Below are 26174 nucleotides of genomic sequence, written 5' to 3'. Positions count from 1 at the left end.
TGGCCGGCAATCCGACCCGGTCACGGGGTCGGATCCCTTTCCCAGGGCTCCGACCCCCTCTCAGCTCACCCCACCGCCCGCGGCTTGGCCACCCGTGCAGCAAAGGTCGGCAGCACCAGCAGGGTCAGCACGGTGGCGGTGATCAGGCCACCGATCACCACCGTCGCCAGCGGCTTCTGCACTTCCGCACCGGAACCGCTGGCAATCGCCATCGGAATGAAGCCGACGATCGCCACCAGCGCCGTGGTCAGCACCGCACGGATACGGCTCGATGCACCGTTGATCGCTGCCTGCAGCGGCAGGTCACCGGCATCCAGGCGTTCGCGGATCGCCTGCATCAGCACCAGGCCGTTCAAGGTGGCCACGCCGGAGACGGCGATGAAGCCGACCGCCGCCGATACCGAGAACGGCATGCCACGCAGCAGCAGCGCGAGGATGCCGCCGACCAGCGCCAGCGGCACGCAGCTGAACACCAGAATGGCTTCCTTGCCGCTGCGCAGGGCCATGAACAGCAGGCTGCCGATCAGCAGGAACACCACCGGCACCACCGTTGCCAGTCGCTTCTCCGCGCGCTGCAGGTTCTCGAACTGACCGCCCCAGGTCAGGTACGCACCCGGCGGCAGCGCCACGTCTGCCACCGCCGCCTGTGCTTCCCCCACGAAGCCACCCAGATCACGGCCACGCACGTTGGCCTGCACTACCACGCGGCGGCTGCCGTTGTTGCGGCTGATCTGGTTCGGTCCTTCGCTCACCGTGATGCGCGCGACCGACGACAGCGGAATCACCAGCCCCGAAGGCGTGGCGATCGGCAGCGAGGCCAGCTGGTCCGGATCGTTGCGCGAGGCATCGTCCAGGCGCACCACCACGTTGAAGCGGCGATCACCTTCGAAGATCTTGCCGGCCGCCGTGCCGCCAATGCCGGTGGACAGTGCATCACTGACGTCTGCGGCAGTCAGGCCGTACTGCGCCGCCGTCACGTGGTCGATCGCCACGTTGAGCGTAGGCAGGCCGGAGATCTGTTCCACCCGCACGTCGGCCGCGCCGTTCACCGCACGCAGCTTCAGCGCCACCTGGTCGGCCACCTTCTGCAGCTGGCTGAAGTCATCGCCGAAGATCATCACCGCCAGGTCGGTACGCACGCCGGAGATCAGCTCGTTGAAGCGCAGTTCGATCGGCTGGCTGAACTCGAAGCTGTTGCCCAGCTGCTGCCCGGCCAGTTTCTCGAAGCGTGCCACCAGTGCTTCCTTGTCCAGCTTCGGATCAGGCCAGTCCTTGCGCGGCTTCAGCACGATCACGCTGTCGGAGATGTTGGTCGGCATCGGGTCGATGGCCGCCTCGGCGGTACCGGTACGCGAGAATACGGTTTCCACTTCCGGCTGCTTGGCGATCGCTTTCTCCAGCGCGAGCTGCATCGCCAGCGACTGCTCCAGTGAGGTCGACGGCACGCGCAGGGCCTGCATCGCCACGTTGCCTTCGTCCAGCGTCGGCATGAACTCGCGGCCCAGCAGCGAGAACGCGCCGATGCCCACCACCACCATCATCACCGCAGCTGCCAGCACCGTGCGCGGATGCGCCACGGCCTTGCGCACCACCGGTTCGATGCGTGCACGCAGCACGCGGATCAGCTTCGTCTCGTGCTCGCCATCTTCGGCATGCGTATCGCCGTCCTTCACCTTGGGCTCGCGCACCAGCAGCGCGGCCATCGCCGGCACGAAGGTGAAGGAGAAGATGAAGGCACCGACCAGGGCCAGCATGAAGGTCGCTGCCATCGGGTGGAACGTCTTGCCCTCCACACCTTCCAGCGTGAGGATCGGCGCGAACACCAGCAGGATGATCAACTGTCCGAACGCAGCTGGACGCGCCATCTTCATCGCCGAATCGGCAGCCACGCGCAGCCGCTCCATCGCGGTCAATGCACGGCCCAGCTCGGCGCGGCGCTGGCCCAGCATCAGCAGCGTCGACTCGACCACGATCACCGCACCGTCCACCAGGATGCCGAAGTCCAGCGCACCCAGGCTCATCAGGTTGCCGCTGATCCCGAAGCGGTTCATGCCGATTACTGCGAACAGGAACGACAGCGGAATCACCAGCGCCGTGATCGTTGCTGCACGCAGGTTGCCCAGCAGCAGGAACAGCACCACCACCACCAGCAGCGCGCCCTCGGTGAGGTTCCTGGCCACGGTCTTGATGGTGGAATTGACCAGCACGCTGCGGTCCAGCACCGGCGCGGCCACGATGTCGGCCGGCAGCGATTTGTTCACCTGTTCCAGGCGCGCCGCAGCGGCCTGCGCCACGGTGCGGCTGTTGCCGCCGGCAATCATCAGCGCGGTACCCAGCACGGCTTCATGGCCGTTGCGGCTGGCCGCACCCAGGCGCGGCGCGCGGCTCAGTTCGACTTCGGCCACATCGGCCACGCGCACCACCACGCCATTGCGGGTCGCCACCGGGGCCTGTGCCAGATCTTCGGTGGTCAGCGCCAGGCCATCGGCACGCACCACCAGTCCTTCGCCGGCACGCTGCACGAAACCGGCACCGGCCTGCACGTTGGAACGCTGCAGGGCGGTGACCAGATCGGCCAGGCCGAGGCCGTGCGCGGCCAGCCGTGCGCTGTCCGGATGCACGCCGTATTCCTTGACGTAGCCACCGACCGTATCGACGCCGGCCAGCCCCGGGCTGGAACGCATCTGCGGCGCGATGATCCAGTCCTGCACGGTACGCAGGTAGGTGGCACGTTCTTCCGGCGTGCGCAGCAGATTGCCTTCCGGCGTGCGGTAGACCTCGCCGGCCTGCCAGCCCGCTTCACCGGGCTTGGCCAGCCTGGCCGGATCGAACGCGGTGAAGTCCACCGTCCACATCAGCACCTCGCCGAGGCCGGTGGTGACCGGCGACAGCATTGGCGACGCACCATCGGGCAGGTCTTCCGATGCCTCGCGCATGCGTTCGGCCACCTGCTGGCGAGCGAAGTAGATGTCGGTCGCATCGGTGAAGATCGCAGTCACCTGCGAGAAGCCATTGCGCGACAACGAACGCGTGGTGGTCAGGCCGGGAATGCCGGCCAGCGCGGTTTCCAGCGGATAGGTCACCTGCCGCTCGATCTGCTCCGGCGTCAGCGCCGGTGCCACCGTGTTGATCTGCACCTGGCGGTTGGTGATGTCCGGCACCGCGTCGATCGGCAGCTTGCCCAGCTGGAACAGGCCCACCGCAGCGATCAGCGCCGCCAGGAACACCACCAGCCAGCGGTGGCGCACCGCTGTTTCAATGATCAGCTTGAACATGGTCGCCTCCTCAGTGGCCGTGCTCGGCTTCGCCCTTGGCCAGTTCGGCCTTGAGCAGGAAGGCGTTGGCACCGACGATGCGCTCGTTGCCGGTCAGCCCACCGAGGATCTCGATGCGGTCGCCGGCGCGACGCCCAGCCAGGACCGGCTGCGCCTTGAAGCCACCTTCGACGGCGACGAACACCGCACTGCTGCCATCGACGTTCTGCACCGCATCGGCCGGGACGCTGAGCGAGCCGTCCTGGCCTTCGGTGACCACGACGGCCGATACCGGCGAGCCGGCCGGTGGCAACGAGGCGTCCACCGGTGTGGCGCGGATCACCGCGACGCCGCCCTGCTGGCGGACATCGGCCGCCGAACCGGTGACGGTGGCGGTGAAGCTGCCACCCGGTACGCTCACTTCCAGCTTCATGCCCGGCGTGACCTGCGCGGCCAGCGCAGGCGGTGCGGTGAACACCAGCTCATTCATCGTCGGGTCGGCGACGTCGGCCACCGCGCTACCGGCGGCGACCACGCCGCCCGGGGTGACCTGCACGTTGCCGACGATGCCGGCCACCGGGCTGGTGATGCGCACGCGACCGCTGGCATCGGGCGCACCGTTGGCGGCGGCCTGGGCCTGCGCGGCAGCAGCCTGGGCCTGTGCCGCCAGCGAACGTGCACGCGAGGCTTCCATCTCCTGGCGGGCGACCACGCCCTGGTCGACCAGCGCCTTGTCGCGGCCATAGGCCAGCCGCGCGGCTTCGGCTTCGGCCGCTGCGGCCAGCGCATTGGCGCGGAACACCGCCGCTTCGCCGCTGACCACGATCGCCAGCGCCTGGTTCTGCTTCACCGCGGTGCCCGGCGCGACCAGCACGCGCTCGACGCGGCCGGTCACGGTCGACGCCACCGAGGCGCGTGCGCCGACCGACGGTTCGACCCGGCCGGACAGGCGCGTGGAACCACCGCCACCGCGACCGATCGCGACCACTTCAATACCGGAGGCCTTGATCTGCTCCGGGGTCAGCTGCACCACGCCTTCGTCGGCGTCAGCAGGCGCCTTCGCGGTTTCTGCCTTGGCTTCCTTGCTGCCGGCGGCATGGCCGTGGTCATCGTCGGTGCCGGCCTTGGCCGCAGCGGGGTTTTCATTGGCAGGCGTCTGCGCGTTGCCGGCGCAGCCAGCCAGCAGGACGGTCAGCAGCACGCCGCCGATCAGCGGGAAAGTACGGGAGAGAGTCATGGAGCCTCCACAAAGGGTGCGCGCCCTTCCAGGCGGGCAAGATCGATTTCCGCGGCGACGCGCGACAGGCGCGCATCCACGGCGGTGCCGCGGGCGGCGATGAGGGCGCTGCGCGTGCTGCGCAGTTCCAGCTGCGAGATGCGTCCGGCGTCGAAGCCAATGCGGGCCAGGCGATATGCCTCTTCGGCGGCGACCACGCTTTCATCAGCGGCGCGGGTACGGCTACTGGCGGCCTTCAACCCGGCCACCGCAGAGAGGCGCTCGGCCTCGCTGTCGCGGCGCTGCTGGTCCAGGCGTGCTTCGGCCGCGCGCTGGTCGGCATTGGCGGCGCGGATGCCACCGCGGTTGCGGTCGAACAACGGGATGCTGAGGCTGACCCCGAGGTTGTAGGCGCGCTCGCCGCCTTCGCGGAAGCGGGTCTGCGCCGCGGTGACACTGAGGTCGGGCAGGGCGCGCTTGCGTTCCACCTCGACCAGCTTGCCCGCCGCATCGGCTTCGGCTTCGGCAATGCGCACCGCCAGCGCCACGTCGGTGGCACCGCGCGGCAGCGGCGGCGCACGGTCGAGCAGGCTGTCGTTGATCGACTGCACCGGTGCATCCAGCAGTGCAGCACCGGCCAGGCGGGCCAGCGCGGCATCGCGGAACGCCTGCGCTTCATCCAGCGCTGCGCTGGCGTTGGCCACCTCGCTCTGCGCCTGCACCGCACGCAGCTGCGGTTCGCGGCCCTGCTTGACCAACGCGTTGACGGCGTTGGCGTCAGCGCGGGTGAGGGTCAGTGCTTCTTCGGCCAGGGTGTAGCGGCGCAGTGCACTTTCCGCCTGTGCGTAGACCACCGCCAGCTGGCTGGCCACGTCGCTGCGGCTTTGGGCACCACGCAGGTTGGCCGCCTGTGCTTCGGCCCGGGCGGCACGGACGCGCGCGCCACGCTGGCCCCAGACCTCCAGCGGCTGGGACAAAGTGAGCACGGTATCGGCCTTGCCCATGCCGCCATAGGAGCCGGTGCCCCAGGCATTTTCAGCGGAGTAGGAGAGGGAAGGGTTGGGCAATGCACGGGCCTGGTCGGCGCGCGCGTCGGCGGCCTCGGCCAGCGCCGCACCCACACGGGTGCCGGGCAGCTGGTCCAGGCGTTCAAGCAGGGCGTCGTAGGAAGGGGCGGCTTGCGCCATCACCGATGCCGCCGGGGCCAGGCCCAGCAACACAGCGACGACCAGCCCGGCCGCGCGCGGCGACCGAGGTGTCAGGATCGACATAGGGGGGATTCCGGTTGTGAGTGAAACGGGAGCCCGCAATCGCGGGACGCGCTCAACTCACGCCCGGGGGGGACGCGTCAATTCATCCTGGGCGACCGCATAGGTCGCCGCGTCGCCGGCATTCATCCAGCGCGCCGGCAGTGGCGCACCGAAGGCGGCGAGGGTACTGGCCGGCAGGCTCAGGTTGGAGTGGTGGCAGTGGTTGTGGCCACAGGCACCAACATGCTTGCCGTCGGTATCGCCATCGGCATCCGGTGCGGACTCCACGTGCACCGTGCTGGCGTGCGGTTCTACCGTGCAGGCCAGCGCGTCGGCCACCGGCACGACCACGAATGCCGCCATCAGCAGCATCATCAGGTACGTACGCAGTTGGCGGGTGATCCGGCGCATGGAAGGGAGGCTAGCAAGCGGTTTTCGCCGGATACAATATCAATGGCCGCTTCGGGAATACGTCGGAATCTCCCGTTCAGGTGGGCCGGGCGCGGGGTCGGATCCCTTTCCGCCGGAAAGGGCTCTGACCCCGACACCTTGCTGCCGGCCAGCGGCCGGCACTACCGGTCTGCAGGCAGCTTCGCGATCACCTTGATCTCGAACTGGAACCCATACAGCCAGGTCACGCCAATACCGGTCAGGGTCGGGTGCGGCGCCTCGCCCCAGTACTCGGGCACGATCGCCCAGGCCTTCTCAAAGTTCTTCTCTGGATCGACCAGGAACACGGTCACGTCGATCACGTCATCGAACGTGCAGCCCGCAGCAGCCAACACCGCGTTGAGATTCTCGAAGGCGCGGCGCACCTGCGTTTCGAAGTCCGGCTCGGGCGAGCCGTCCTCACGGCTGCCGACCTGGCCGGAGACGAACAGGAAGCCGTTGGAACGGATCGCAGGCGAGTAGCGGTTGCGCTCGTACAGGGCCTGGCGGCCGGTGGGGAAAACGACATCACGCTGTGACATGGGGAAGATCCCGTGGGAGAGAACGCCATCCTCCGCGCCAGTGCTGTCTGGATAAACCGCGATGATCGGCCTAGATTGATTGCCAATTCCAAACAATCATGGCCCGCAATGGACCGTTTCGAGGCGATGCGGGCCTTTGCCCGGGTAGTGGAAACCGGCAGCTTCACCCGCGCCGCGCAGACCCTGCAGATCAGCCGCACCACGGTCACCCAGCTGGTGCAGCAGCTGGAGGCACACCTGCGGCTGCGCCTGCTCAACCGCACCACGCGCCGGGTCAGCGTCACCGCCGATGGCGCGGCCTACTACCCGCGCATCGCCCGCCTGCTGGCCGAGCTGGAAGAAGTGGAGGGCGGGCTGGGCGACGCGGCCACCCAGCCACGCGGGCGGCTGCGCGTGGATGTGCCCGGGCCGTACGCGCGGTTGCGGCTGGTGCCGGCGTTGCCGGATTTCCAGGCGCGCTACCCGGAGATCCAGCTGGACATCGGCGTGAGTGACCGCGAAGTCGATGTCATCGCCGACAACGTCGATTGCGTGATCCGGGGTGGCACCCCGGCCGACCCGGCACTGGTGGCGCGACCGCTCGGCGCGCTGCCGATCGGTTTCCACGCCAGTCCGGGCTATGTGCAGCGTTTCGGCCTGCCGACCGATCCGCGCGCGCTGGAAGGCCCCGATCACCACATGGTCGGCTTCCTCAGCCCGCGCAGTGGCCGCGCACGCGTGTTCGTTGCACAGCGCGGCGATGAACGCGTTGAGGTGCAGGGCCGCTATACGGTCGGCTTCGATGATGGAAACGCCTATCTGGCCGCTGCGTTGGCGGGGTTGGGCGTGGTGGCGCTGCCCAGCTACATGGCCGAGCCGCACGTGGCGCGCGGCGAGCTGCTGCCGGTGTTGCAGGACTGGCAGCTGCCGCCGATGCCGATGCACGTGATGTTCCCGCCGAACCGGCACATGAGCCAGCGGCTGCGGGTGTTCATCGATTGGGTGGTGGAAGCGTTGGGGTGAGTGCATCGGCCGCGTGCGAGAATCGGCGTGCACGTACTGGAGAACGCACACCCTGATGAGCCGCATCGTTGCACTGGATACCGAAACCACCGACATCTCCCACCGCCTGGGGCACCGGGTGATCGAAATCGGTGCCGTCGAACTGATCGATGGCCAGCTCACCGGCCGCCAGTTCCACACCTACCTGCAGCCGCAGCGCAAGGTGGATTGGGGCGCACAGCGCGTGCACGGCATCAGCGATGCGATGCTGGTGGGCAAGCCGCTGTTCTCCAGCAAGGCGGTCGAACTGCTGGAGTTCCTGCGCGGCAGCGAGATGGTCGCGCACAACGCTACCTTCGATGTGGGCTTCCTGGACAACGAGCTGCGCCTGTCCGGCATCCCCGGCACGCTGGCCCAGCACTGCCGCATCACCTGCAGCCTGAAGCTTGCGCGGGGACGCTGGCCGGGTCAGGGCAACAAGCTGGATGATGTGCTGCAGCGCCTGCGCATTCCCAGCCAGCGCGGCCTGCATGGCGCGTTGAAGGATGCGCACCTGCTGGCGCAGGTGATTCCGCACCTGCGCTGAGGCCTGGCCGATGTCACACCGGCCGCAACCGGCGTTCGATCATTGCTACGCCACATGCCACCCCGTCCTCATGGCTCATCGCCGCGCCCAAGGCAACAGCGCGTGTACGCGTTGCGTCGGTTTCAACAAAGGTGATGGCTGCCGCCAGCGTCGCTGCATCCAGTCGCTTCGCTGACAGCGGCGCCGGTGCCACCCGCAACCGATACAGACGATCAGCCCAGAAGAACTGATCGGCGGCGAACGGCATCACCAGCGAAGGAACACCGGCGCGGCAGGCCGAATGCGTGGTGCCACTGCCACCGTGATGGATGGCGAATGCGCAACGCGGGAACAGCGCTTCGTGTGGAGTCGGCCCCAGTACGAAGACCGAATCGGGCAAGCGCATCGCAGGCAGTCCCACCCAGCCAGGAAACAGCAGCACCCGGCGTGGCGCCAGCGCCTGCAGCAGGGCCGGCAACACGCGCTCGCGATCAAAGCCGGTCATGCTGCCGAAGCCCAGATACACCGGCGCCGGGCCGGCATCGAGGAAGGCCTGCAGATCGGCCGGGGGTATCCAGGGCGCATCAGGAAGGCGCCATTGGCCACAGACGATGTGGTCGGCCGGCCAATCCGCCGGTGGCGGCAGCAGCTGCGGCGAGATGCCATAGAGCATCGGCAGGCCGGGCCACAGCGAGCGGCGCGGCGATTGCCCCAGCTGCTTGCGGGCTGCGTTGATCGGCCGACGGAACTGGCGCCAGATCAGGCCGTTGACCAGCCCATAGCTGGCGCGGTTCAACCAGCCCGGCGAGCGTCCCGGTGGCAGGAACGGAGAGCGGAAGGCCCGCGTCGGGGTCAGCGGGATCATGCCGGTGCCGATGACCGGCAGTCCGCGGCGTTCGCCCACGCTCATGCCGACAAAGGCCGCCAGGCCACCGGTCAGAATCGCATCGCAGCCTTCGGCAGCGGCATCGGCCTGGCGCATCCAGCCGCTGACATGCTGCAGCGCCATCCGTGCCAGCCCGCTACTGGCGGCGGCAACACCGTTGCCACGCGAGACCAGCGCGACCACTTCGTCATGGATGTCACCTTCAAGAGCTGCATGGGGCACATCCAGTGCCTGCGCGCTGCCCAGGGTGCCGCCATCGGCAAGCAGTGTCACCTCGTGGCCTGCGCCGATCAGCCCATGGCAGAGCATGGCCAGGGGACGCGTATCGCCTTCGGTTCCGTAGGTCAGGGCCAGCAGCCGCATGGAAAGCTCCGCAGTGAACCGGAGCAGTATGCCGGTTGGCGGGCTCCCGGCCCTGCCGGTTCAGCCGCAGCCTGTGGGTAACTTGCGCAAGTGCTTGAACCCGTGCATAATGCGCGGCTCGCTGTGTCCGGTTTTCTACCGGGCGGCGCCCCCGGGAGCACGTCCCCGGCCGCCCAACGCCAGCGTAACCCTTTGATTCTCTTGACGTGTGGTGGGCAACCATCGAGGCCGCCGTCTCCCGGGCTACGGGCTGACAACTACTACTATCGAGGTGCGCAATGTCCCGCGTATGCCAGGTTTCCGGCAAGCGAGTGCAGACGGGTAACAACGTCTCGCACGCCAACAACAAGACCCGTCGTCGTTTCCTGCCGAATCTGCACGAGCGCCGTTTCTGGGTGGCCAGCGAGAACCGCTGGGTCAAGCTTCGTGTTTCCGCGCATGCACTGCGCACCATCGACAAGAACGGCATTGATTCCGTTCTGGCTGAGCTGCGTGCGCGCGGCGAAAAGGTCTGAGGAGTAAAGCATCATGGCAGGCAAGCGCGATAAGGTCCGTATGATTTCCTCGGCCGGTACCGGCCACTTCTACACGACCGACAAGAACAAGAAGAACACCCCGGGGAAGATGGAATTCCTGAAGTACGATCCGGTCGTGCGCAAGCACGTCCTGTACAAGGAAGGCAAGATCAAGTAATCCGCAAGGATTGCTGGTCCCCGCGAAGAAACCCGCCCTTGTGGCGGGTTTTTTCATGCCCGATGTTCCCGTGGTGGGCGCCTGTGGGTGCCGACCGTTGGTCGGCACACTCCCTCCACCCCCCGGTAGGTGCCAACCTTGGTTGGCACGCTGCTTCAACGCAGTCGAGCGCGGCTCGACTCTACAAGGGCCGGTGGGCAGAATGGCTCATCACCTCCCGACGGGCGACACGATGCTGTTCGAGTGGTTGCTGGGTTCCTACCTGCTGCTGATCGACTGGCTGATCCGGCTGGTCGCGCTGTGCTGGATTCCCACCCGCACCACGCCCGGCGCGGCGCGCAGCTGGCTGTTGCTGGTCGGCTTCGTACCGCTGCTGGGCCTGCCGCTGTACCTGCTGTTCGGCCATCCGTGGCTGTCGCGCGAGCGCATCCGCCGCCAGGCCGAGGCCTCGCAGGTGATCCGTGAGGAGCAGGCGCTGCAGCATCGCCTGCGCTGGACCCCACAGCCCGACACCGCCAGCGCCGAGATCGTGCCGTTGGTGCAGCGCCAAGGCGATTTCATGCCGGTACACGGCAACGCCGTCGATCTGCTGACCGACTACGACGAGTCGCTGCACACGCTGATCGCCGACATCGACCAGGCCGAAGACCGCGTGCACCTGCTGTACTACCTGATGTTCGATGACGCGGTCGGCGAGGCCATTGTCGAGGCCTTGCAGCGTGCCGCCGCGCGTGGCGTGCAGTGCCGCGTGCTGCTCGATGCGGTGGGCGCCAAGCGTGGCCTGCGCGCCTATCGCAAGCGCCTGCAGGCGCGCGACATCGAAGTGCGCGCGATGCTGCCCGGTGGCCTGCGCTGGCGTCGCAGCGGACGCATGGACCTGCGCAACCACCGCAAGATCGCGGTGATCGACAACGAAGTGGCCTATGTCGGTTCGCAGAACCTGGCGGGCCCGCAGTTCGTGCCGGGCCACCCGAACCGCGAACTGGTGGCGCGCGTCCGCGGCCCGGCGGTGGCGCACCTGGAAGCCGTATTCGCCAGCGACTGGTACATGGAGACCGGCCAGCGCCTGGATGTGATCACCGATGTGCCCGAATGCGGCGACGACATCGCCACCCAGCTGCTGCCCAGCGGCCCGGCCTACCCGTACAGCAACGCGCGCGACGCGGTAGCCGCGCTGATCCACCTGGCGCGACGACGGCTGGTGATGGTCACCCCGTACTTCGTGCCGGACGAAGCCACGCTCAGCGCCTTGCGCATTGCGGCGTTGTCCGGCGTGCAGGTGCAGCTGATCCTGTCTGCCAGCAACAACCAGCGGCTGACGTCGTGGGCGCAGGAGGCCTACTACGATGAACTGCTGCGCTGTGGCGTGCGCATCGCGCTGTACGAGCCGCAGTTCCTGCACGCCAAGCACATGAGCGTGGATGAGGACATCGCCGTGCTCGGCTCGATCAACATGGATATCCGCTCGTTCGCGCTGAATGCCGAGATCGGCCTGATCTGCTACGACCGCGCGCTGGTGCAGCAGCTGTGCGCGATCGAGGATGGCTATCTGCGCGAGTCGCGGCAGCTGGACCTGCAGCAGTGGCGCAGCCGCCCTGCGTGGCGGCGCAGCCGCGAAGGTATTGCACGGCTGGCCGATGCGTTGATGTGAAGCAATGCCGGCCGCCCATTCCGGCAATCCGGCCCGTCATCGCCGATGGCCTACAATTGGCACATGACTGATTCACCGCGTAATGGCGAACTGGACCTGGCAATCATCGGTGGTGGTGCGGCCGGGGTGCTGGTGGCGATCCAGGTACTGCGCCAGGCCCGGGCGCCGCTGGCGCTGGCCATTTTCGAACCGGCCTCGCAGCTGGCCCAGGGCATCGCCTATGCCACGCCGTGGCCGGAGCACCTGCTGAACGTGCCGGCGGCGAAGATGAGTGCGTTTGCCGACCAGCCCGGCGATTTCCTCGATTACCTGATGGCCGCCAACGCCTATCCGGGCGAGGCGCGCGAGGTGCTGGGCGAACGCTACGTGTGCCGCCACTTCTTTGCCGCCTACCTGAAGCAGCGCCTGCAGGACGCCGTGGCCGCCAGCCCGGCGCAGCTGCAGGTGATCGCGCAGCCGGTGCTGGGCCTGCAGCCGGATGACCATGGCTACCAGCTGACACTGGGCGATGGCAGCACGCTGCACGCCGCGCAGGCGGTGCTGGCCACCGGCAACAGCATGCGGCCGCTGCCGGTGCCCGGCGCCGACGCGCTGCCCGCCGATGACGTGATCGAGGCCTGGGACTACGACGGTGTGCGTACCCTGGCCGGCGAACAGGCCGTGGCCATTGTCGGCTCCGGCCTGAGCATGGCCGACACCGTGCTGGCGCTGGTCGCCGCCGGTCACAGCGGGCCGCTGCATGTGATCTCGCGCCACGGCCTGCTGCCGCTGCCGCACGCACACGGCGGCCTGCCCAGCTTCGATCCGGCGGTGCTGCTGCCGATGAACCTGCGCCAGCGCCTGCACGCGCTGCGTGGCTTCGCCCGCCAGGCGCGGGCCGATGATCTGCCGTGGCAAGGCGTGATGGACCGTATCCGCCCGCACGGGCAGGCGCTGTGGTGCAGCCTCGATGCGGCCGACCAGCGCCGCTTCCTGCGCCACGTGGTGCGCTACTGGGATGTGCATCGCCACCGCATCGCCGAAGAGGTGGATGTTCAGCTGCAGGCGCTGATCGACAGCGGCCAGCTGCGCGTCCACCGTGCCCGCCTGCAACGCGTCTGGCGTGATGGCGATGCCGTGCAGCTGTGCGGCCGCGATGCCTCGGGCAATGAACAGCAGTGGACGATTGGCGGCGTGATCAACGCCACCGGCGTCGAAACCCGCGCCAGTGCGCTGCGCAATCCGTTGCTGCAGCAGCTGCAGGCCGATGGGCTGGCGCGCCCCGGCCCGCATGGGCTGGGCCTGGACAGCATGGTGCCGGGCGATCGCCTGCGCGCCGCCGGTGGCCAGCCGCAGGCGCGGCTGGGCGTGCTCGGCAGCCTGCGCATCGGCAGCCTGTGGGAAAGCCTGGCGGTGCCTGAACTGCGTCAGCAGGCGCAAGCACTGGCCACCCAGGTGGTCGCAGGAGCCGCGACGGCGATGCCGTAAAATGGGGGCATGGATGTCTCCCACCTGCTTGATGGCCTGAACCCGGCCCAGCGCGAAGCCGTCTCCGCTCCCCCCGGCCACCACCTGGTGCTGGCCGGTGCCGGTTCCGGCAAGACCCGCGTACTCACCCACCGCATCGCCTGGCTGCATGAAGTCGAAGGCGTGCCGACCCACGGCATTTTCGCGGTGACCTTCACCAACAAGGCGGCCGGTGAAATGCGCCACCGCATCGACGCGCAGCTGCCCAATGGCAGCCGCGGCATGTGGATCGGCACCTTCCACGGCCTGGCCAACCGCCTGCTGCGCCTGCATTGGCAGGACGCCAAGCTGCCCGAAGGCTTCCAGGTGATGGATTCAGATGATCAGCTGCGGCTGGTCAAGCGCGTGGTGCAGGCGCTGGAACTGGACGACGGCAAGTACCCGGCCAAGCAGATCGCCTGGTGGATCAACGAACAGAAGGATGAGGGTCGCCGCCCGCAGCACATCCAGCCCGAGCCGCATGATGCGTGGCTGGAAACCATGCGCCAGGCCTATATCGAATACCAGGCACGCTGCGACCGCGCCGGCCTGGTCGACTTCGCCGAGCTGCTGCTGCGCGCCCATGAACTGCTGCGCGACAACCCGGCGCTGCTGTCGCACTACCGTGCCCGCTTCCGCGAGATCCTGGTGGACGAGTTCCAGGATACCAATGCCATCCAGTACGCCTTCGTGCGCGTGCTGGCCGGCGATTCCGGCCACGTGTTCGTGGTCGGCGACGATGACCAGGCCATCTACGGCTGGCGCGGCGCCAAGGTCGAGAACGTGCAGGGCTTTCTGCGTGATTTCCCAGGTGCGCAGACCATCCGCCTGGAACAGAACTACCGCTCCACCGCCAACATCCTCGGCGCCGCCAACGCGGTGATCGCGCACAACCCGGATCGCATCGGCAAGCAGCTGTGGACCGACAGCGGCGACGGCGAGCCGATCGACCTGTATGCCGCGTACAACGAGATGGACGAGGCGCGCTACATCGTCGAGCGTGCCCGCCAGTGGGTACGCGATGGTGGCAGCTACACCGAAGTGGCCGTGCTCTACCGCAGCAACGCACAGTCGCGCGCGCTTGAAGAGGCGCTGCTGAGCGAACAGGTGCCCTATCGCGTGTACGGCGGCATGCGCTTCTTCGAACGTGCCGAAATCAAGGACGCGCTGGCTTACCTGCGCCTGCTGTCCAACCGCAACGATGACGCCGCCTTCGAGCGCGCGGTCAACACGCCTACCCGGGGCATCGGCGACCGCACGCTGGACGAAGTGCGCCGCGAGGCGCGCGCGCAGGGCATCTCGCTGTGGGAAGCAACGATGCTGGTCACCCAGGGCAACGCGCTGGCCGCACGCGCGCGCAATGCACTGGCCGGCTTCCTGGGGCTGGTCAACGAGCTGCAGGCGCAGACCGTGCACATGACCCTGGCCGAGCGCGTGGACCACGTGTTGGCCCGCTCGCAGCTGCGCGAGCACTGGAGCAAAGAAAGCCGCAATTCGCTGGATTCGGAATCGCGCACCGACAACCTCGACGAACTGGTCTCGGTCGCTTCGCGCTTCGTGCGCCGCGCCGACGACATCGAGGAAGTGGGCGAGGACATGGACGAGCTGGTCGCGTTCCTGGCCTACGCCGCGCTGGAGGCCGGTGAAGGCCAGGCGCAGGCCGGCGAGGACGGCGTGCAGCTGATGACCCTGCATTCGGCCAAGGGCCTGGAATTTCCGCTGGTGTTCCTGGCAGGCATGGAAGACGGCCTGTTCCCGAGTGCACGTTCGCTGGAGGAAAGCGGGCGGCTGGAAGAAGAGCGCCGCCTGGCCTACGTCGGCATCACCCGCGCGCGCCAGAAGCTGGTGCTGAGCTATGCCGAATCGCGCCGCATCCATGGTCAGGACAACTACAGCCTGCCGTCGCGCTTCCTGCGCGAGATTCCGCGCGAGCTGCTGCACGAAGTGCGCCCGAAGGTGCAGGTCTCGCGGCCGGCCTCGATGGGCGCCAGCCGGGTGATGGGCCATGCCTCGATCGAGGCGCCGCCAGTCAAGCTCGGCGCGCTGGTCACCCATCCCAAGTTCGGCGAAGGCATGGTGACCGACTACGAAGGCAGCGGCGCCCACGCCCGCGTGCAGGTCGAGTTTGCCGACGCCGGCAGCAAGTGGCTGGTGATGGCGTATGCCAACCTGACGGTGATCTGATCGCCGTCGAGGAGTGGCTGGAACACCTGTAGAGCCGAGCCCATGACCCGCAACGTGCTCTTCCTCTGTAGCCAGAACCGCCTGCGCAGCCCGACGGCCGAGCAGGTGTTCGCCGAGTGGCCGGGCATCGAAACCGCATCGGCCGGGTTGCTGGCCGACGCGGATGAAGTGCTCAGCCCGGAGCTGCTGCAGTGGGCGGACCTGGTGTTCGTGATGGAGAAGGCGCACCGCAACCGCCTGTCCAGCCGCTACAAGACATGGATGAACGGCAAGCGGGTGATCTGCCTGGATATTCCGGACGACTACGAGTACATGGACCCGGTGCTGGTGGAGCTGCTCAAGCGCAAGGTGACCCCGTTCCTGCGCTGACCGCCAGCTCTGAAGAGCCGAGCGTCAGTCCTGCGCCTTTGAACCGGCCGCCGCATCCTGTTCGGACATCGACTGCTGCAGGCTGCTGGTGAAACTCTTTACCGCGCGCTCCAGTGCGATCTCCCAGTTCTCCCGCGAGGCCACCTGGAAGATGTTTGCTCCGTGGCCGGAAGCCGTGAAGGTGCGCGTCTGCCCGTCCTTGCGCGCCGTCACCTGCACCGCGATGTCTGCAAGCATCTGCTGGGTGTACGTCGCTGCGCGCCAAACATTCACCGGAGAACTTACCGAAAGATCGGTCAGCGTAGCCTCCAGGCGCGTGCACGACGCTTCGCAGTTGTCTGCAGTCCGGTAACCCATGTTGCGCAGGGCCTGGATCATGATCTCGCGGGCCTTGTCCGAGGCCGTGGACGTCTCCAGTTCCACCAGCACACCATTGCCGGCACGGATGACACCGCCGATGTTCTTTGCGCGCGCTGCCGATTGCACCTGCGGGAAGTACTGGGGGCGGTTGTCGCGCACCGACGCAACCACTACCACCGGACCCTGTTCCGGGTTCACCCGGATGTCGGGCACGTTCACGCGCACCACTTCGGTGCGGATGCCGCAGCCGGTGAGCAACAACAGCAGTGCCGGTGCAATGATCGACTTCATGTATTCCCCCTGTTGGAATGGTGTCCTTGCGCCGCGCATTATCAGCTCGGCTGACAGACAGGGGGAGTGGCTTTGGTCAGGGAGACGCAGCCGGGCACGGCTCGGTCCTACAATAGGCGGCGACATCTTCCAGGAACGCCTCCATGACCGAACCCACGCTGCACGTCACCGTGAAGTTGAACGCCCGGCTGCAGCCGGAGCATCGCCACGAACTGTTCGAAGATCCGCTCGATGCGCTGCTGCAGGCGGCCCAGGTGGGCGAGCTGACTGGCGGCGGCACCGCGATGTCCGATCTCGGCGAGGTCGAATACGGTGATATCGAAGTTGCCCTGGTCGATGCGGCCGGCGTGCCGAAGCTGATCGATCTGCTGGAACAGCTGGGTGCACCGAAGGGTTCGCAGCTGCAGGGCGCGGGTGAAGCCGACCGCAGCTTCGGCGTGACCGAAGGCCTGGGCATCTACCTGGATGGCCTGAACCTGCCGGACGAAGTCTACGAGCAGTGCGATTCCAACCATGTGTTCGAACAGCTGTCGGAGAACATCGACGGCCTGGGCGAGATCTGCAGCTGGTGGCAGGGCCCGACCGAAACCGCGCTGTACATGTACGGCGAATCGTTCGAAGCGATGCGTGATGCGATTGCCGGATTCGTGGGCAGCTATCCGCTGTGCCAGAACGCACGCGTGGTGCAGATCGCCTGAAGGTAGGGGCGCTGTAGAGTCGAGCAAGCTCGACTCTACGGCAGCAGGTTATCGGCCGGCTGACTGCCGGGCGTTGTCGCGCAGCGCCATGTCCTTGCCGATCTGGTAGCCGCCGAACAGCACCGCCAAGGCGATGATCGCGGCGACCATGATGGACTTCTGGGAACTCCAAACGGGCGGCTTGTTGTCCTGCATGTCGGTCATCCTTGAGCGCGGCAGTGCGCCGCCCGCCGAGCATGCGCCGCCCGACCGGTGCGTGCAAGCGGGCGGTGCGCACGCCCCTGCACGGCGCCGGATTGATTCTGCTCAAGGCACGGCCTGCACATCCGGTGTGCAATGGTGTCGTTCCCATCTGGCAGATCGCTACGGAGCCCCACCATGTACAAGCGCATCCTGATTGCCACCGACGGATCCGAGCTGGCCGACAAGGGCCTGGCCAAGGGCCTGGAGCTGGCCAAGGACCTCAATGCCGAGGTCGATATCGTGACTGTTTCCGAGCCATGGGCCGTCGGCATGTACGATGCCATGGGCTGGAGCGTGGGCTACATGAACAGCCCGGAGTACAAGGCCGACCGCGAGGAAGGTGCGCAGAAGGTGCTGCAGCCGGCGCTGGCCAAGGCGGCCGAGCAGGGCATCACCGCCAATCCGGTGCACGTGCTGGACCGCTACGCGGCTGACGGCATCATCGAGACCGCCGGCGAGCGCAACAGCGATCTGATCGTGATGACCTCGCACGGCCGCCGTGGCGTGACCCGCGTGCTGCTGGGCAGCCAGACCGCCGAAGTGCTGGCACGCAGCACGCTGCCGGTGCTGGTCATCCGCTGATCCACACCACTGATTCAAGCGTTCCCGGGGAGGGGACCCGACGCCGGCCGCAGGATGCGCGCCGGCGTTGTTTTTTGTCGGGGATCGGGGGGCGGATCCACGCATGGCGTGGATCTACTGATAGGCGGTCACCCACGCATGGCGTGGATCCACGTTCGTTGTCCCGGTAGATCCACGCCATGCGTGGATGGGCCGTGCCGATGGCCTTGAGGGGTCAGAGCCCTTTCCTGTGGAGAGGGATCCGACCCCGGTCACATCACCAGCTGTACAGCTTCCAGTACACCGGCGACACACCGTCCTTGTCGTTGTCGAAACGGCCATCGCCGTTCTTGTCGTACATGTAGAACGGAGCACCGCGCGATGGCGTCACCTTGACCATGCGCAGCTGGCCGGACACACGGTATTCCTCGATGACATCGCCGTTGTCCATGGTGCGCTTGGAGACATCGGCGCCCTTGACGTCCACCGGGGGAGCACCTGCGCCACCCATGCTGGCGCAGCCAGCGAGCAGGAGCAGGGAAGCCAGCATCAGGGTCTTCATCGGCGGGGGCCTTTGCCTGGAGAGAGCCCTGATTATGCCCCATCGCCAGGTGCGTGCCGTGTCGTCGCGGTGCAGGCACGGGCGCGTAGAATCGGCCCATGAGCAGATTAGTCCTGATCGACGGGTCCAGTTACCTGTACCGCGCGTTCCACGCGCTGCCGCCCCTGTCCAATGCACAGGGTGAACCCACTGGCGCACTGTTCGGCGTGGTCAACATGCTGCGTTCGACGCTGAAGGAACGCCCGGCCTACGTCGCGTTCGTGGTCGATGCGCCCGGCAAGACCTTCCGCGATGACCTGTACGACCAGTACAAGGCCAACCGCCCGCCGATGCCCGATGAGCTGCGCAGCCAGGTCGAGCCGATGTGCCGCATCGTCGAGGCGCTGGGCATCAGCATCCTGCGCGTCCCCGGCGTGGAAGCCGACGATGTGATCGGCACGCTGGCCCTCCAGGGCCTGGCGCAGGACCTGAAGGTGACCATTTCCACCGGCGACAAGGACTTCGCCCAGCTGGTGCGCCCGGGCATCGAGCTGGTCAACACCATGACCGGAAGCCGCATGGATTCGGATGCGGCGGTGATGGAGAAATTCGGCGTGCGCGCCGACCAGATCATCGACCTGCTGGCGCTGATGGGCGACACCGTCGACAACGTGCCGGGCGTGGAGAAGTGCGGGCCGAAGACCGCCGCCAAGTGGCTGGCCGAGTACCAGCACCTGGATGGGGTGATGGCGGCCGCGCCGACCATGAAGGGCAAGATCGGCGAAAACCTGCGCGCGGCGCTGGAGCGCCTGCCGCTGAACCGCGAGCTGGTGACCATCCGCACCGACCTGGCGCTGGACGCCAGCCCGACCACGCTGGCCCTGCGCGAGCAGGACGTGCCGGAGCTGACCGAGCTGTATGCGCGCTACGGCTTCACCCAGGCGCTGAAGGAGCTGGGTGCGCCGGTGCCGGCACCGGTGGCCGCCAGCGAGGCGACCCCGAGCCTGCGCGGCACTGCGGCCGGCTTCGCGCGTGGCAGCGTCGAGGCGCCCGCCGCCGGCACGCTGGATCCGGCACTGTCCGCGCCGGGTGAATACGAGACCGTGCTGAGCGCCGAGCAGCTGCAGGCCTGGGTCGAACGCCTGCAGCAGGCCGACCTGATCAGCTTCGATACCGAAACCGATGCGCTGGACGCGATGCGTGCGCGGCTGGTGGGCATCAGCCTGGCCGTCGAGCCGGGCAGGGCGGCGTATATTCCGGTCGGCCACGATTACCCGGGTGCGCCGGCCCAGCTGCCGATGCAGCAGGTGCTGGACGCACTGCGCTCGGTGCTGCAGGACCCGGCGAAGAAGAAGCTGGGCCAGCACGGCAAGTACGACCTGCACGTGCTGCGACGCCACGGCGTGCAGGTGCAGGGCTACCACGACGACACCATGCTCGAGAGCTTCGTGCTCAATTCCACCGCCACCCGCCACGACATGGATTCGCTGGCGCTGCGCTACCTGGGCTACAGCACCATCAAGTTCGAGGACGTGGCCGGCAAGGGCGCCAAGCAGATTCCGTTCTCGCAGGTGGGCATCGACGAGGCCAGCCGCTACGCCGCCGAGGACGCCGACATCACCCTGCGCCTGCACCACGCGCTGCAGCCGCAGCTGCTGGCCGAGCCGGCGCTGGACAGCGTTTACCGCGGCATCGAGATGCCGCTGGTGCCGGTGCTGGCCAGCATCGAAGCCAACGGCGTGCGGGTCGACACCGACGAACTGCGCCGGCAGAGCCAGGACCTGTCTTCGCGCATGCTGGCCGCGCAGCAGAAAGCCACCGAGCTGGCCGGGCGCAGCTTCAACCTGGATTCGCCCAAGCAGCTGCAGGCGGTGCTGTTCGACGAGTTGAAGCTGCCGGCGGTGGTGAAGACCCCCAAGGGCCAGCCCAGCACCAATGAAGAGGCGCTGGAGGCGATTGCCGACCAGCACGAGCTGCCGCGCGTGATCCTGGAGTACCGCGGGCTGGCCAAGCTGCGCAGCACCTACACCGACAAGCTGCCGGAGATGGTCAACCCGGATACCGGCCGCGTGCATACCAGCTATCACCAGTCCGGAGCCGCCACCGGCCGCCTGTCCTCGTCGGACCCGAACCTGCAGAACATCCCGATCCGCACCGAGGACGGCCGTCGCATCCGCCGCGCGTTCGTGGCGCCGGAGGGCTTCCAGCTGCTGGCGGCCGACTATTCGCAGATCGAACTGCGGATCATGGCCCACCTGTCCGAGGACCCGGGCCTGGTGCGTGCCTTCGAGCAGGGCGCCGACGTGCACCGTGCCACCGCCGCCGAGGTGTTCGGGCGCACGCTGGAGGAAGTGACCCCGAACGAGCGCCGCGCCGCCAAGGCGATCAACTTCGGGCTGATGTACGGCATGAGCGCCTTCGGCCTGGCCCGCAACCTGGGCATCGACCGTGGCCAGGCGCAGGACTACGTGGCGCTGTACTTCAGCCGCTACCCGGGCGTGCGCGATTTCATGGAGCGGATGCGCCAGCAGGCCCGCGACCAGGGCTATGTGGAAACCCTGTTTGGTCGTCGCCTGTACCTGAACGACATTCATGCACGTAACCAGGGCCTGCGCGCCGGTGCCGAACGCGCGGCGATCAACGCGCCGATGCAGGGCACCGCCGCCGACATCATCAAACGCGCGATGGTGGACGTGGACCAGTGGCTGCGTGACAGCGGCGCACCGGCACGGATGATCCTGCAGGTGCACGATGAACTGGTGTTCGAAACCGAAAGCAGTTTCGTTGAAGACTTGCGTTTGCAGGTGGTCGAGCGCATGTCGCAAGCGGCCAAACTGCGGGTGCCGCTGGTGGTCGATACCGGCGTCGGCAACAACTGGGACGAAGCGCACTGAGGGCATTTCAGGCCGAAAACGACGTGAATTCGTTCATTCGTCAGAGGTTTCTGACTCGATCATGAATGTTGTCCTGATCGAGGTTCATTAAATTGGGCCCCTTCACGAACCGTTAGTGTTCGGAGTGCTTCTATAACTCTCGACAGGCGCAACGCCTGTTGTGGATCTCTCCCATCCCCTGGAGCAGATCTCGGAACGGGGACTCCTCCCCAAGTGCCCGTTCCCCGGCCCCGTTGACCTCCCCCTGGTCAGCGGGGCTTTTTATTTGTGCCGCCGCAGCACCAGGGATGGGGTCAGATCCTTGGTGCTAGGCTGGGCTACCGTTCCACAGGGGAAGGCCATGCCCGATCTGTTTGCACTGGCAATGCCCTGGTGGGAGTTCATCCTGCGCGCGGTGGTGGTCTATGTCGTGGTGCTGGGCATGGTCCGGCTTGGCGGCAAGCGGGCTCTAGGGCAGATCACGCCCTTCGACGTGCTGTTGATCGTGCTGCTGGGCAATGCGGTGCAGAACGCGCTGCTGGGCACCGATACCTCGCTGGGCGGCGGCCTGCTGCTGGCCGCGACCCTCATCCTGCTCAACTATGGGGTGGGCTGGCTGACCACCCGGAATCGACGCATGGAGCGGATGATCGAAGGAGAACCTACCGTAATCGCGCGCGATGGCCGGCTTTTGGAGGGTGTTCTTCGCCGCGAACTGATCAGCCGGGCCGATTTCGATGCTGCGTTGCGCCAGCAGGGTGGCCTGCGGATCGAGGATGTGCAGATCGCCCTGCTGGAGACGACCGGGCACATCACCATCCTTCCGCGGAAGGGCACCTGATCGTGCAGCACCGAGCATGGGCTCGGCGCTACAGCGCATCATTCACGGTGTGCAGCGGGTAGTGCCGGCCGCCGGTTTGCGCTCGTAATAGGCGAAACGATTGCCGCTGTCGATACCGACCAGGTTGCCGTTCTGCAGCAGCTGCAGCACGAAGTCGCTGCCGATATCGCGGTGGATGAGGATGCGGCCATCGCGCAGGCTTGCCCGCAGTGGCTGTTCGCGGCCACCGGCCTCAACCACACCACCCTCGAGGAAACGCAGCTGCGACAGCACGCTGCGCTCGGCTTCAAAGCTGCCACAGGGCAGTGCGGCGGCCGGCACCGGCGTGAGCGCTGCCGCGGGGGCGCTGGCGAGAACGGCAAGGTCTTTGGCCGGACCGCAGGCCGGGGCATCCGCGCGCTGTGCACAGGATCGCTGCAGCGCATCGCGGGCCTCCTGCAGGCGGCCACTGCTCCACAAGGTTTCGGCGGTGTCGGCGCAGAACGTTTCGCCCTGTTGCACGCGGCAAAGGTCGATCAGTTCATCAAGCTGTGCAGGTGGCAGAGGCGCATCCACGGAATGCTGCAGGCCGAGCAGGGCCTTGCCCATCATTTCCGAGGCAATCTCCTTGGCTGCCGTCATGCAACCCTCGGCGTCGAACGAGGGCAGCTCCTCCCTGCAGATCTCGGGAATCGGCGGTTCTTCCTTTCCGGGCGCTGCGTCCTTGGCCTGCTGCTGGTAGGTCTCCAGCAGGCGCATGCAGGCTGCGCCCACGCCCTCGGCGCACCAGGCGTGCAGTTTCACGGGTGCGGCCTCTGGCAGCGCCTCCAGGCACTCGGAGGTGTTCATCACGCAACCGCCCTCGACGGGCTGCGGCATCGTCTTGCAGGCGGCGGCGTGCTCACGGGTGAACTCGCGATAGGGCGTGCTGATCGTGCGGTCGTTGTCCGAGAAGTACCAGTTTTCCAGCTGGCCCGTGGACAGGTTGCCGGTACCGAGCACGTCTTCCTGGCGGGCGATGCGCAGCTCCTCGGTGGCCTGGTAGGGGCCGGACAGGAAGCCGTGGCCTTCGCTCTCCAGGGTCAGCGTGGTGTTGCCGTTGCTGTCCTTGTAGGTGCCGCAGGCCATCGACTGAGCGGCGGCCGGCAGGCTGGCCGAGGCCAATGCAAGCAACAGCAGGGAGCGCCAGCCCGCAGCGCGGGGGCGGGGGGAAACAGCAGCGGGCATGGGGTCATCCTTGAAGGAAGTGAGCAGGGCCTGTCCGGTGCGGGGCGCACCACAGGCAGGAGAGGGCGCCACGGGTCAGGCGTGGCGCCGGAAGATCACAGCCAGTCGCGCGGCACCAGATAGTCGGCCAGGCGCGCCTCGGCGCTGCCCGCTTCCGGGGTGAAGCCGTACTCCCAGCGTACCCGGGGCGGCAGGCTCATCAGGATGCTTTCGCTGCGGCCACCGCTCTGCAGCCCGAACAGGGTGCCGCGGTCGTAGACCAGGTTGAACTCCACGTAGCGGCCGCGGCGGTACAGCTGGAACTCGCGTTCGCGCTCGCCATAGATGGCGTCCTTGCGCTGCTGCACGATCGGCAGGTAGGCGTCGAGGAAACCATCGCCGACCGCACGCAGATAAGCGAAGTCGCGCTCGAAGTCGCCGTGCAGGTCGTCGAAGAACAGCCCGCCGACGCCGCGCGTTTCATTGCGGTGGCGCAGGAAGAAGTACTCATCACACCAGCGCTTGTGCGCGGCATAGCGTTCGTCGCCGAACGGAGCACACAGATCGCGTGCCACCTTGTGCCAGTGCTGCACGTCCTCGTCGAACGGATAGAACGGGGTCAGGTCGAAGCCGCCGCCGAACCAGCTGGCCACCACTTCACCGTCGCGCTGTGCCTGGAAGAAGCGCACGTTGGCATGGGTGGTCGGCACGTAGGGGTTGAGCGGGTGGAACACCAGCGACACGCCGGTGGCGCGCCAGGAGGCGCCGGCCAGTTCCGGGCGGTTGGCCGAGGCCGACGGCGGCAGGCGGCTGCCGGACACATCGGAAAAGCCGATACCGGCCTGCTCGAACACCGCGCCGTCGCGCAGCACGCGGGTGCGCCCACCGCCGCCCTCGGCACGCTGCCACAGGTCTTCCTGGAAGCGGGCCCGGCCATCGACGGCCTCGATCGCCGCACAGATGCGGTCCTGCAGGTCGGTGAGGTAGGCGCGCACGCGCTCGAATTCGTTCATGGCGCGTACTTTACCGCAGGGCCCGCCCGAAGCTGCCGACAGGCCCTGGCCGGCTCAGCGCTTGCGGTTGGAATGGCGTGGCGGCGGGGTGTCGTCTGATGCCGCGTCATCGGCCGCCTTCTGCAGCGCGCGGCCCAGATCGATCAGTTCCCAGTTCTGGGTGCCGAGCACGTCGCAGGCCACGTGCAGGCCACTGCGGTCGGCCTTGCACAGCCGGTCCAGCAGTGCATGTGCATCCACCTCGGCATCGTTGCCCTGGGCCGTGACCAGGTTCTCGCAGCCCTCGCGGACGCCGGCGCGGCAGACCGTGGTGTAGTGCTCGGCGGCCTGCAGCCAGTGCCCGGACAGCGCAAGGCGGTTGCCGAGCATGTTGCAGCCCTGCAGCTTGCCCTGCGCGCAGCAGGCTTCCGCCCCGCCGGTAGCGAGCGCCTGCGGGCAATCCTGGGGTAGCGGCAGCACGGTGTACTGCTTCGGTGCACTGCAGCGGCCCGGGCCATCGCCAGTGGGGGTGAACACCTGGAAGCGGGTCCAGGTATCCAGGCCCAGCAGCTGGCCGCCAGGCAGCGGACGCAGCACGAAGTCGCCGCCCCTGTCGTGGCGGATGCGGATGTCGCCCTCTTCGACGCGGGCGCGGAGATGACTGTTCCAGCCAACGCCGACCAGGCCGTTGTCACCGAAGTCCAGCGTGTCCATCAGACCGCCATCGGCCCGGTAGTTGCCGCAGGGCAGGGCCGTTGCCGGTTGCGGTTGCAATGATGCGCCCAGCGCCTGCAACGCCGGCAGACGCTCGCAGGTGGCGGTGTCGTTGCCCGGTGTGCAGGCCGCAGCCAGCGCCTGCACCGCCAGCAGGGGATCTCCCGCGTCCCAGGACAGTTCGGCCACCCGCTCGCAGAAGCCGCCATGCGCTACCTCGCGGCACAGCCGCAACAACTGTTGCCGCCGCTCAGCCGGAATGATCACCGGCACGGTCGGCGCCGTCATCGTCACCATGGCTTCGGTCATGGCTGCCGTCATCGCGGCCTTGACCAGCTGCGCCTGCACTGCGGGGTCGGCCTCGAGCGCGGCGGCACATGCCGGGGTTTCCTGTTCGAAGCCACCGTTGTCACAGGCAGCGGGGAGCTTGATGCCGGACAGGGCGGCGTCGAGGGCCGCCTTCTGCTGGACAGGATCGGCCTTCACCGTAGGCTTGGCTTCATCACGCCAGCGATCAGCCAGTTGCAGGCACATGCCGGGCACGCCTTCCCGACACCCTGCTTCCAGCGCGGCCGGAGTGGCTTCGTGACGGTTGTCCAGGCAGGCCACGGCATTGGCCAGGCAGCCGCCTTCAGCCGGCGTGGCTGCTGCGGCGCACTGTTCGGGGGCCAGCAGGATGTAGGTCGTGCCATCCACCTCGACCGTGCGGCCACGATCACGTACCTGCAGCGGGCTGGGCAGGCCGTACTCCAGGTTCACCAGTTGCAGCTTCCCGTCGATCTGCTGGAACGCGACCGGAGACGGTGCACTGCCGAAGTGCTTCTGCTCGCCACGGTTGGGTGAGCTGATGCGCAGCGTGCTGCTGCCTTCGTCGGCCTTGAACAGGCCGCATTGCGGTGACTGTGCGGCGGCCATCGGTGCGGCCAGCAGCAACGCCCAGGCCAGCCAGCGCTGGCGCGGTGCGGGTGAATGCATGTCGTCTCCTTGACGATCGAACGGGAAACTCC

24 protein-coding genes are annotated in these 26174 nt (G+C 67.4%); 12 read left to right on the top strand and 12 right to left on the bottom strand.

The annotated features are described in order from the left end of the window. Positions 1-65: 65 nt before the first annotated feature. The 5 genes from AC5P9N_RS11285 to AC5P9N_RS11265 all read right to left on the bottom strand — a co-directional run bounded on the left by AC5P9N_RS11285 (position 66) and on the right by AC5P9N_RS11265 (position 6691). Complete coding sequence (locus tag AC5P9N_RS11285; protein ID WP_099485158.1) at positions 66-3275, bottom strand: efflux RND transporter permease subunit; 3210 nt, start codon at positions 3273-3275, stop codon at positions 66-68. A 10-nt stretch (positions 3276-3285) separates the two neighbouring features. Next, positions 3286-4491 carry an efflux RND transporter periplasmic adaptor subunit gene (locus AC5P9N_RS11280; RefSeq protein ID WP_099485157.1) on the bottom strand — a complete coding sequence of 402 codons (1206 nt, stop codon included), beginning with the start codon at positions 4489-4491 and terminating at the stop codon, positions 3286-3288. After that, entirely contained in the window at positions 4488-5741 is a 1254-nt protein-coding gene (locus AC5P9N_RS11275) for a TolC family protein (protein ID WP_043034425.1), read from the bottom strand. The genes AC5P9N_RS11280 and AC5P9N_RS11275 overlap by 4 nt, the downstream gene beginning before the upstream one ends. Positions 5742-5798: 57 nt before the next feature. Then, positions 5799-6131, bottom strand: coding sequence for a hypothetical protein (locus AC5P9N_RS11270; RefSeq protein ID WP_005414902.1), 333 nt, complete (start codon positions 6129-6131; stop codon positions 5799-5801). A 161-nt stretch (positions 6132-6292) separates the two neighbouring features. Further along, the gene (locus AC5P9N_RS11265) at positions 6293-6691 is read right to left on the bottom strand and encodes a RidA family protein (RefSeq protein WP_005414901.1); all 399 of its coding nucleotides are present in this window, start codon (positions 6689-6691) and stop codon (positions 6293-6295) included. A 108-nt stretch (positions 6692-6799) separates the two neighbouring features. Here AC5P9N_RS11265 and AC5P9N_RS11260 point away from each other — a divergent pair, with 108 nt between their 5' ends. Both AC5P9N_RS11260 and AC5P9N_RS11255 read left to right on the top strand, forming a co-directional pair. Beyond that, positions 6800-7693, top strand: a complete 894-nt coding sequence (locus AC5P9N_RS11260) for a LysR family transcriptional regulator (RefSeq protein WP_062605320.1) — start codon at positions 6800-6802, stop codon at positions 7691-7693. Positions 7694-7748: 55 nt separating this feature from the next. Beyond that, the gene (locus AC5P9N_RS11255) at positions 7749-8258 is read left to right on the top strand and encodes a DNA polymerase III subunit epsilon (RefSeq protein ID WP_099485156.1); all 510 of its coding nucleotides are present in this window, start codon (positions 7749-7751) and stop codon (positions 8256-8258) included. Positions 8259-8271: 13 nt separating this feature from the next. Here AC5P9N_RS11255 and AC5P9N_RS11250 read toward each other — a convergent pair whose 3' ends face one another. Beyond that, positions 8272-9486, bottom strand: coding sequence for a glycosyltransferase (locus AC5P9N_RS11250; protein WP_062605324.1), 1215 nt, complete (start codon positions 9484-9486; stop codon positions 8272-8274). A 278-nt stretch (positions 9487-9764) separates the two neighbouring features. Between AC5P9N_RS11250 and rpmB the strand changes: the two genes are divergently transcribed. The 6 genes from rpmB to AC5P9N_RS11220 all read left to right on the top strand — a co-directional run bounded on the left by rpmB (position 9765) and on the right by AC5P9N_RS11220 (position 15868). Beyond that, on the top strand, positions 9765-10001 hold the full coding sequence (gene rpmB, locus AC5P9N_RS11245; RefSeq protein WP_005411638.1) for a 50S ribosomal protein L28: 237 nt from the start codon (positions 9765-9767) through the stop codon (positions 9999-10001). Between the two features lie 10 nt (positions 10002-10011). Then, the gene (gene rpmG / locus AC5P9N_RS11240) at positions 10012-10179 is read left to right on the top strand and encodes a 50S ribosomal protein L33 (protein WP_169411268.1); all 168 of its coding nucleotides are present in this window, start codon (positions 10012-10014) and stop codon (positions 10177-10179) included. A gap of 232 nt (positions 10180-10411) precedes the next feature. Further along, positions 10412-11830 carry a cardiolipin synthase gene (gene cls / locus AC5P9N_RS11235; protein WP_049403632.1) on the top strand — a complete coding sequence of 473 codons (1419 nt, stop codon included), beginning with the start codon at positions 10412-10414 and terminating at the stop codon, positions 11828-11830. A gap of 45 nt (positions 11831-11875) precedes the next feature. Beyond that, the gene (locus AC5P9N_RS11230; protein ID WP_099485155.1) at positions 11876-13297 is read left to right on the top strand and encodes an FAD/NAD(P)-binding protein; all 1422 of its coding nucleotides are present in this window, start codon (positions 11876-11878) and stop codon (positions 13295-13297) included. A gap of 9 nt (positions 13298-13306) precedes the next feature. Continuing rightward, on the top strand, positions 13307-15499 hold the full coding sequence (uvrD, locus tag AC5P9N_RS11225; protein ID WP_049396046.1) for a DNA helicase II: 2193 nt from the start codon (positions 13307-13309) through the stop codon (positions 15497-15499). Positions 15500-15541: 42 nt separating this feature from the next. Continuing rightward, the gene (locus tag AC5P9N_RS11220) at positions 15542-15868 is read left to right on the top strand and encodes a low molecular weight protein tyrosine phosphatase family protein (RefSeq protein WP_062605330.1); all 327 of its coding nucleotides are present in this window, start codon (positions 15542-15544) and stop codon (positions 15866-15868) included. 24 nt (positions 15869-15892) lie between these two features. Here AC5P9N_RS11220 and AC5P9N_RS11215 read toward each other — a convergent pair whose 3' ends face one another. After that, complete coding sequence (locus AC5P9N_RS11215) at positions 15893-16519, bottom strand: YajG family lipoprotein (RefSeq protein ID WP_060380864.1); 627 nt, start codon at positions 16517-16519, stop codon at positions 15893-15895. A gap of 143 nt (positions 16520-16662) precedes the next feature. Between AC5P9N_RS11215 and AC5P9N_RS11210 the strand changes: the two genes are divergently transcribed. Beyond that, positions 16663-17217: a hypothetical protein gene (locus tag AC5P9N_RS11210; protein WP_049417909.1), complete on the top strand. Its 555-nt coding sequence runs from the start codon at positions 16663-16665 to the stop codon at positions 17215-17217. Positions 17218-17265: 48 nt separating this feature from the next. Here AC5P9N_RS11210 and AC5P9N_RS11205 read toward each other — a convergent pair whose 3' ends face one another. Next, a complete protein-coding gene (locus AC5P9N_RS11205; RefSeq protein ID WP_005411630.1) occupies positions 17266-17412 on the bottom strand; it encodes a hypothetical protein in 147 nt (48 codons plus the stop codon). Between the two features lie 183 nt (positions 17413-17595). Between AC5P9N_RS11205 and AC5P9N_RS11200 the strand changes: the two genes are divergently transcribed. Continuing rightward, the gene (locus tag AC5P9N_RS11200) at positions 17596-18042 is read left to right on the top strand and encodes a universal stress protein (RefSeq protein WP_005411629.1); all 447 of its coding nucleotides are present in this window, start codon (positions 17596-17598) and stop codon (positions 18040-18042) included. 256 nt (positions 18043-18298) lie between these two features. Here AC5P9N_RS11200 and AC5P9N_RS11195 read toward each other — a convergent pair whose 3' ends face one another. After that, positions 18299-18583, bottom strand: a complete 285-nt coding sequence (locus AC5P9N_RS11195; RefSeq protein WP_005411628.1) for a DUF2782 domain-containing protein — start codon at positions 18581-18583, stop codon at positions 18299-18301. Positions 18584-18681: 98 nt separating this feature from the next. Between AC5P9N_RS11195 and polA the strand changes: the two genes are divergently transcribed. Continuing rightward, positions 18682-21456: a DNA polymerase I gene (polA, locus tag AC5P9N_RS11190; RefSeq protein ID WP_012481616.1), complete on the top strand. Its 2775-nt coding sequence runs from the start codon at positions 18682-18684 to the stop codon at positions 21454-21456. A gap of 340 nt (positions 21457-21796) precedes the next feature. Then, the gene (locus tag AC5P9N_RS11185; RefSeq protein WP_024957711.1) at positions 21797-22276 is read left to right on the top strand and encodes a DUF421 domain-containing protein; all 480 of its coding nucleotides are present in this window, start codon (positions 21797-21799) and stop codon (positions 22274-22276) included. Between the two features lie 42 nt (positions 22277-22318). Here the strand turns inward: AC5P9N_RS11185 and AC5P9N_RS11180 are convergent, their stop codons facing one another. The 3 genes from AC5P9N_RS11180 to AC5P9N_RS11170 all read right to left on the bottom strand — a co-directional run bounded on the left by AC5P9N_RS11180 (position 22319) and on the right by AC5P9N_RS11170 (position 26142). Then, the gene (locus AC5P9N_RS11180; RefSeq protein ID WP_076739418.1) at positions 22319-23482 is read right to left on the bottom strand and encodes a hypothetical protein; all 1164 of its coding nucleotides are present in this window, start codon (positions 23480-23482) and stop codon (positions 22319-22321) included. A gap of 95 nt (positions 23483-23577) precedes the next feature. Next, positions 23578-24474, bottom strand: a complete 897-nt coding sequence (gene hemF, locus AC5P9N_RS11175; RefSeq protein WP_099485154.1) for an oxygen-dependent coproporphyrinogen oxidase — start codon at positions 24472-24474, stop codon at positions 23578-23580. 54 nt (positions 24475-24528) lie between these two features. After that, complete coding sequence (locus tag AC5P9N_RS11170; protein WP_043034433.1) at positions 24529-26142, bottom strand: hypothetical protein; 1614 nt, start codon at positions 26140-26142, stop codon at positions 24529-24531. Between the last annotated feature and the right edge of the window lie 32 nt (positions 26143-26174).

The organism is Stenotrophomonas sp. YJH_SMC_6 (assembly GCF_059371335.1).
This window is presented reverse-complemented; position numbering and strand designations above follow the sequence as displayed.

What these genes read in the sequence shown, in the direction of transcription:
- AC5P9N_RS11270 (WP_005414902.1), bottom strand. Translation starts at nt 6,131, where the DNA reads ATGCGCCGGATCACCCGCCAACTGCGTACGTACCTGATGATGCTGCTG.
- cls (WP_049403632.1), top strand. Translation starts at nt 10,412, where the DNA reads ATGCTGTTCGAGTGGTTGCTGGGTTCCTACCTGCTGCTGATCGACTGG.
- AC5P9N_RS11170 (WP_043034433.1), bottom strand. Translation starts at nt 26,142, where the DNA reads ATGCATTCACCCGCACCGCGCCAGCGCTGGCTGGCCTGGGCGTTGCTG.
- AC5P9N_RS11215 (WP_060380864.1), bottom strand. Translation starts at nt 16,519, where the DNA reads ATGAAGTCGATCATTGCACCGGCACTGCTGTTGTTGCTCACCGGCTGC.
- AC5P9N_RS11285 (WP_099485158.1), bottom strand. Translation starts at nt 3,275, where the DNA reads ATGTTCAAGCTGATCATTGAAACAGCGGTGCGCCACCGCTGGCTGGTG.
- polA (WP_012481616.1), top strand. Translation starts at nt 18,682, where the DNA reads ATGAGCAGATTAGTCCTGATCGACGGGTCCAGTTACCTGTACCGCGCG.
- AC5P9N_RS11275 (WP_043034425.1), bottom strand. Translation starts at nt 5,741, where the DNA reads ATGTCGATCCTGACACCTCGGTCGCCGCGCGCGGCCGGGCTGGTCGTC.
- AC5P9N_RS11250 (WP_062605324.1), bottom strand. Translation starts at nt 9,486, where the DNA reads ATGCGGCTGCTGGCCCTGACCTACGGAACCGAAGGCGATACGCGTCCC.
- AC5P9N_RS11260 (WP_062605320.1), top strand. Translation starts at nt 6,800, where the DNA reads ATGGACCGTTTCGAGGCGATGCGGGCCTTTGCCCGGGTAGTGGAAACC.
- hemF (WP_099485154.1), bottom strand. Translation starts at nt 24,474, where the DNA reads ATGAACGAATTCGAGCGCGTGCGCGCCTACCTCACCGACCTGCAGGAC.
- AC5P9N_RS11255 (WP_099485156.1), top strand. Translation starts at nt 7,749, where the DNA reads ATGAGCCGCATCGTTGCACTGGATACCGAAACCACCGACATCTCCCAC.
- AC5P9N_RS11185 (WP_024957711.1), top strand. Translation starts at nt 21,797, where the DNA reads ATGCCCGATCTGTTTGCACTGGCAATGCCCTGGTGGGAGTTCATCCTG.
- AC5P9N_RS11205 (WP_005411630.1), bottom strand. Translation starts at nt 17,412, where the DNA reads ATGCAGGACAACAAGCCGCCCGTTTGGAGTTCCCAGAAGTCCATCATG.
- AC5P9N_RS11280 (WP_099485157.1), bottom strand. Translation starts at nt 4,491, where the DNA reads ATGACTCTCTCCCGTACTTTCCCGCTGATCGGCGGCGTGCTGCTGACC.
- AC5P9N_RS11195 (WP_005411628.1), bottom strand. Translation starts at nt 18,583, where the DNA reads ATGAAGACCCTGATGCTGGCTTCCCTGCTCCTGCTCGCTGGCTGCGCC.
- AC5P9N_RS11200 (WP_005411629.1), top strand. Translation starts at nt 17,596, where the DNA reads ATGTACAAGCGCATCCTGATTGCCACCGACGGATCCGAGCTGGCCGAC.
- rpmB (WP_005411638.1), top strand. Translation starts at nt 9,765, where the DNA reads ATGTCCCGCGTATGCCAGGTTTCCGGCAAGCGAGTGCAGACGGGTAAC.
- AC5P9N_RS11265 (WP_005414901.1), bottom strand. Translation starts at nt 6,691, where the DNA reads ATGTCACAGCGTGATGTCGTTTTCCCCACCGGCCGCCAGGCCCTGTAC.
- AC5P9N_RS11220 (WP_062605330.1), top strand. Translation starts at nt 15,542, where the DNA reads ATGACCCGCAACGTGCTCTTCCTCTGTAGCCAGAACCGCCTGCGCAGC.
- uvrD (WP_049396046.1), top strand. Translation starts at nt 13,307, where the DNA reads ATGGATGTCTCCCACCTGCTTGATGGCCTGAACCCGGCCCAGCGCGAA.
- AC5P9N_RS11230 (WP_099485155.1), top strand. Translation starts at nt 11,876, where the DNA reads ATGGCCTACAATTGGCACATGACTGATTCACCGCGTAATGGCGAACTG.
- AC5P9N_RS11180 (WP_076739418.1), bottom strand. Translation starts at nt 23,482, where the DNA reads ATGCCCGCTGCTGTTTCCCCCCGCCCCCGCGCTGCGGGCTGGCGCTCC.
- AC5P9N_RS11210 (WP_049417909.1), top strand. Translation starts at nt 16,663, where the DNA reads ATGACCGAACCCACGCTGCACGTCACCGTGAAGTTGAACGCCCGGCTG.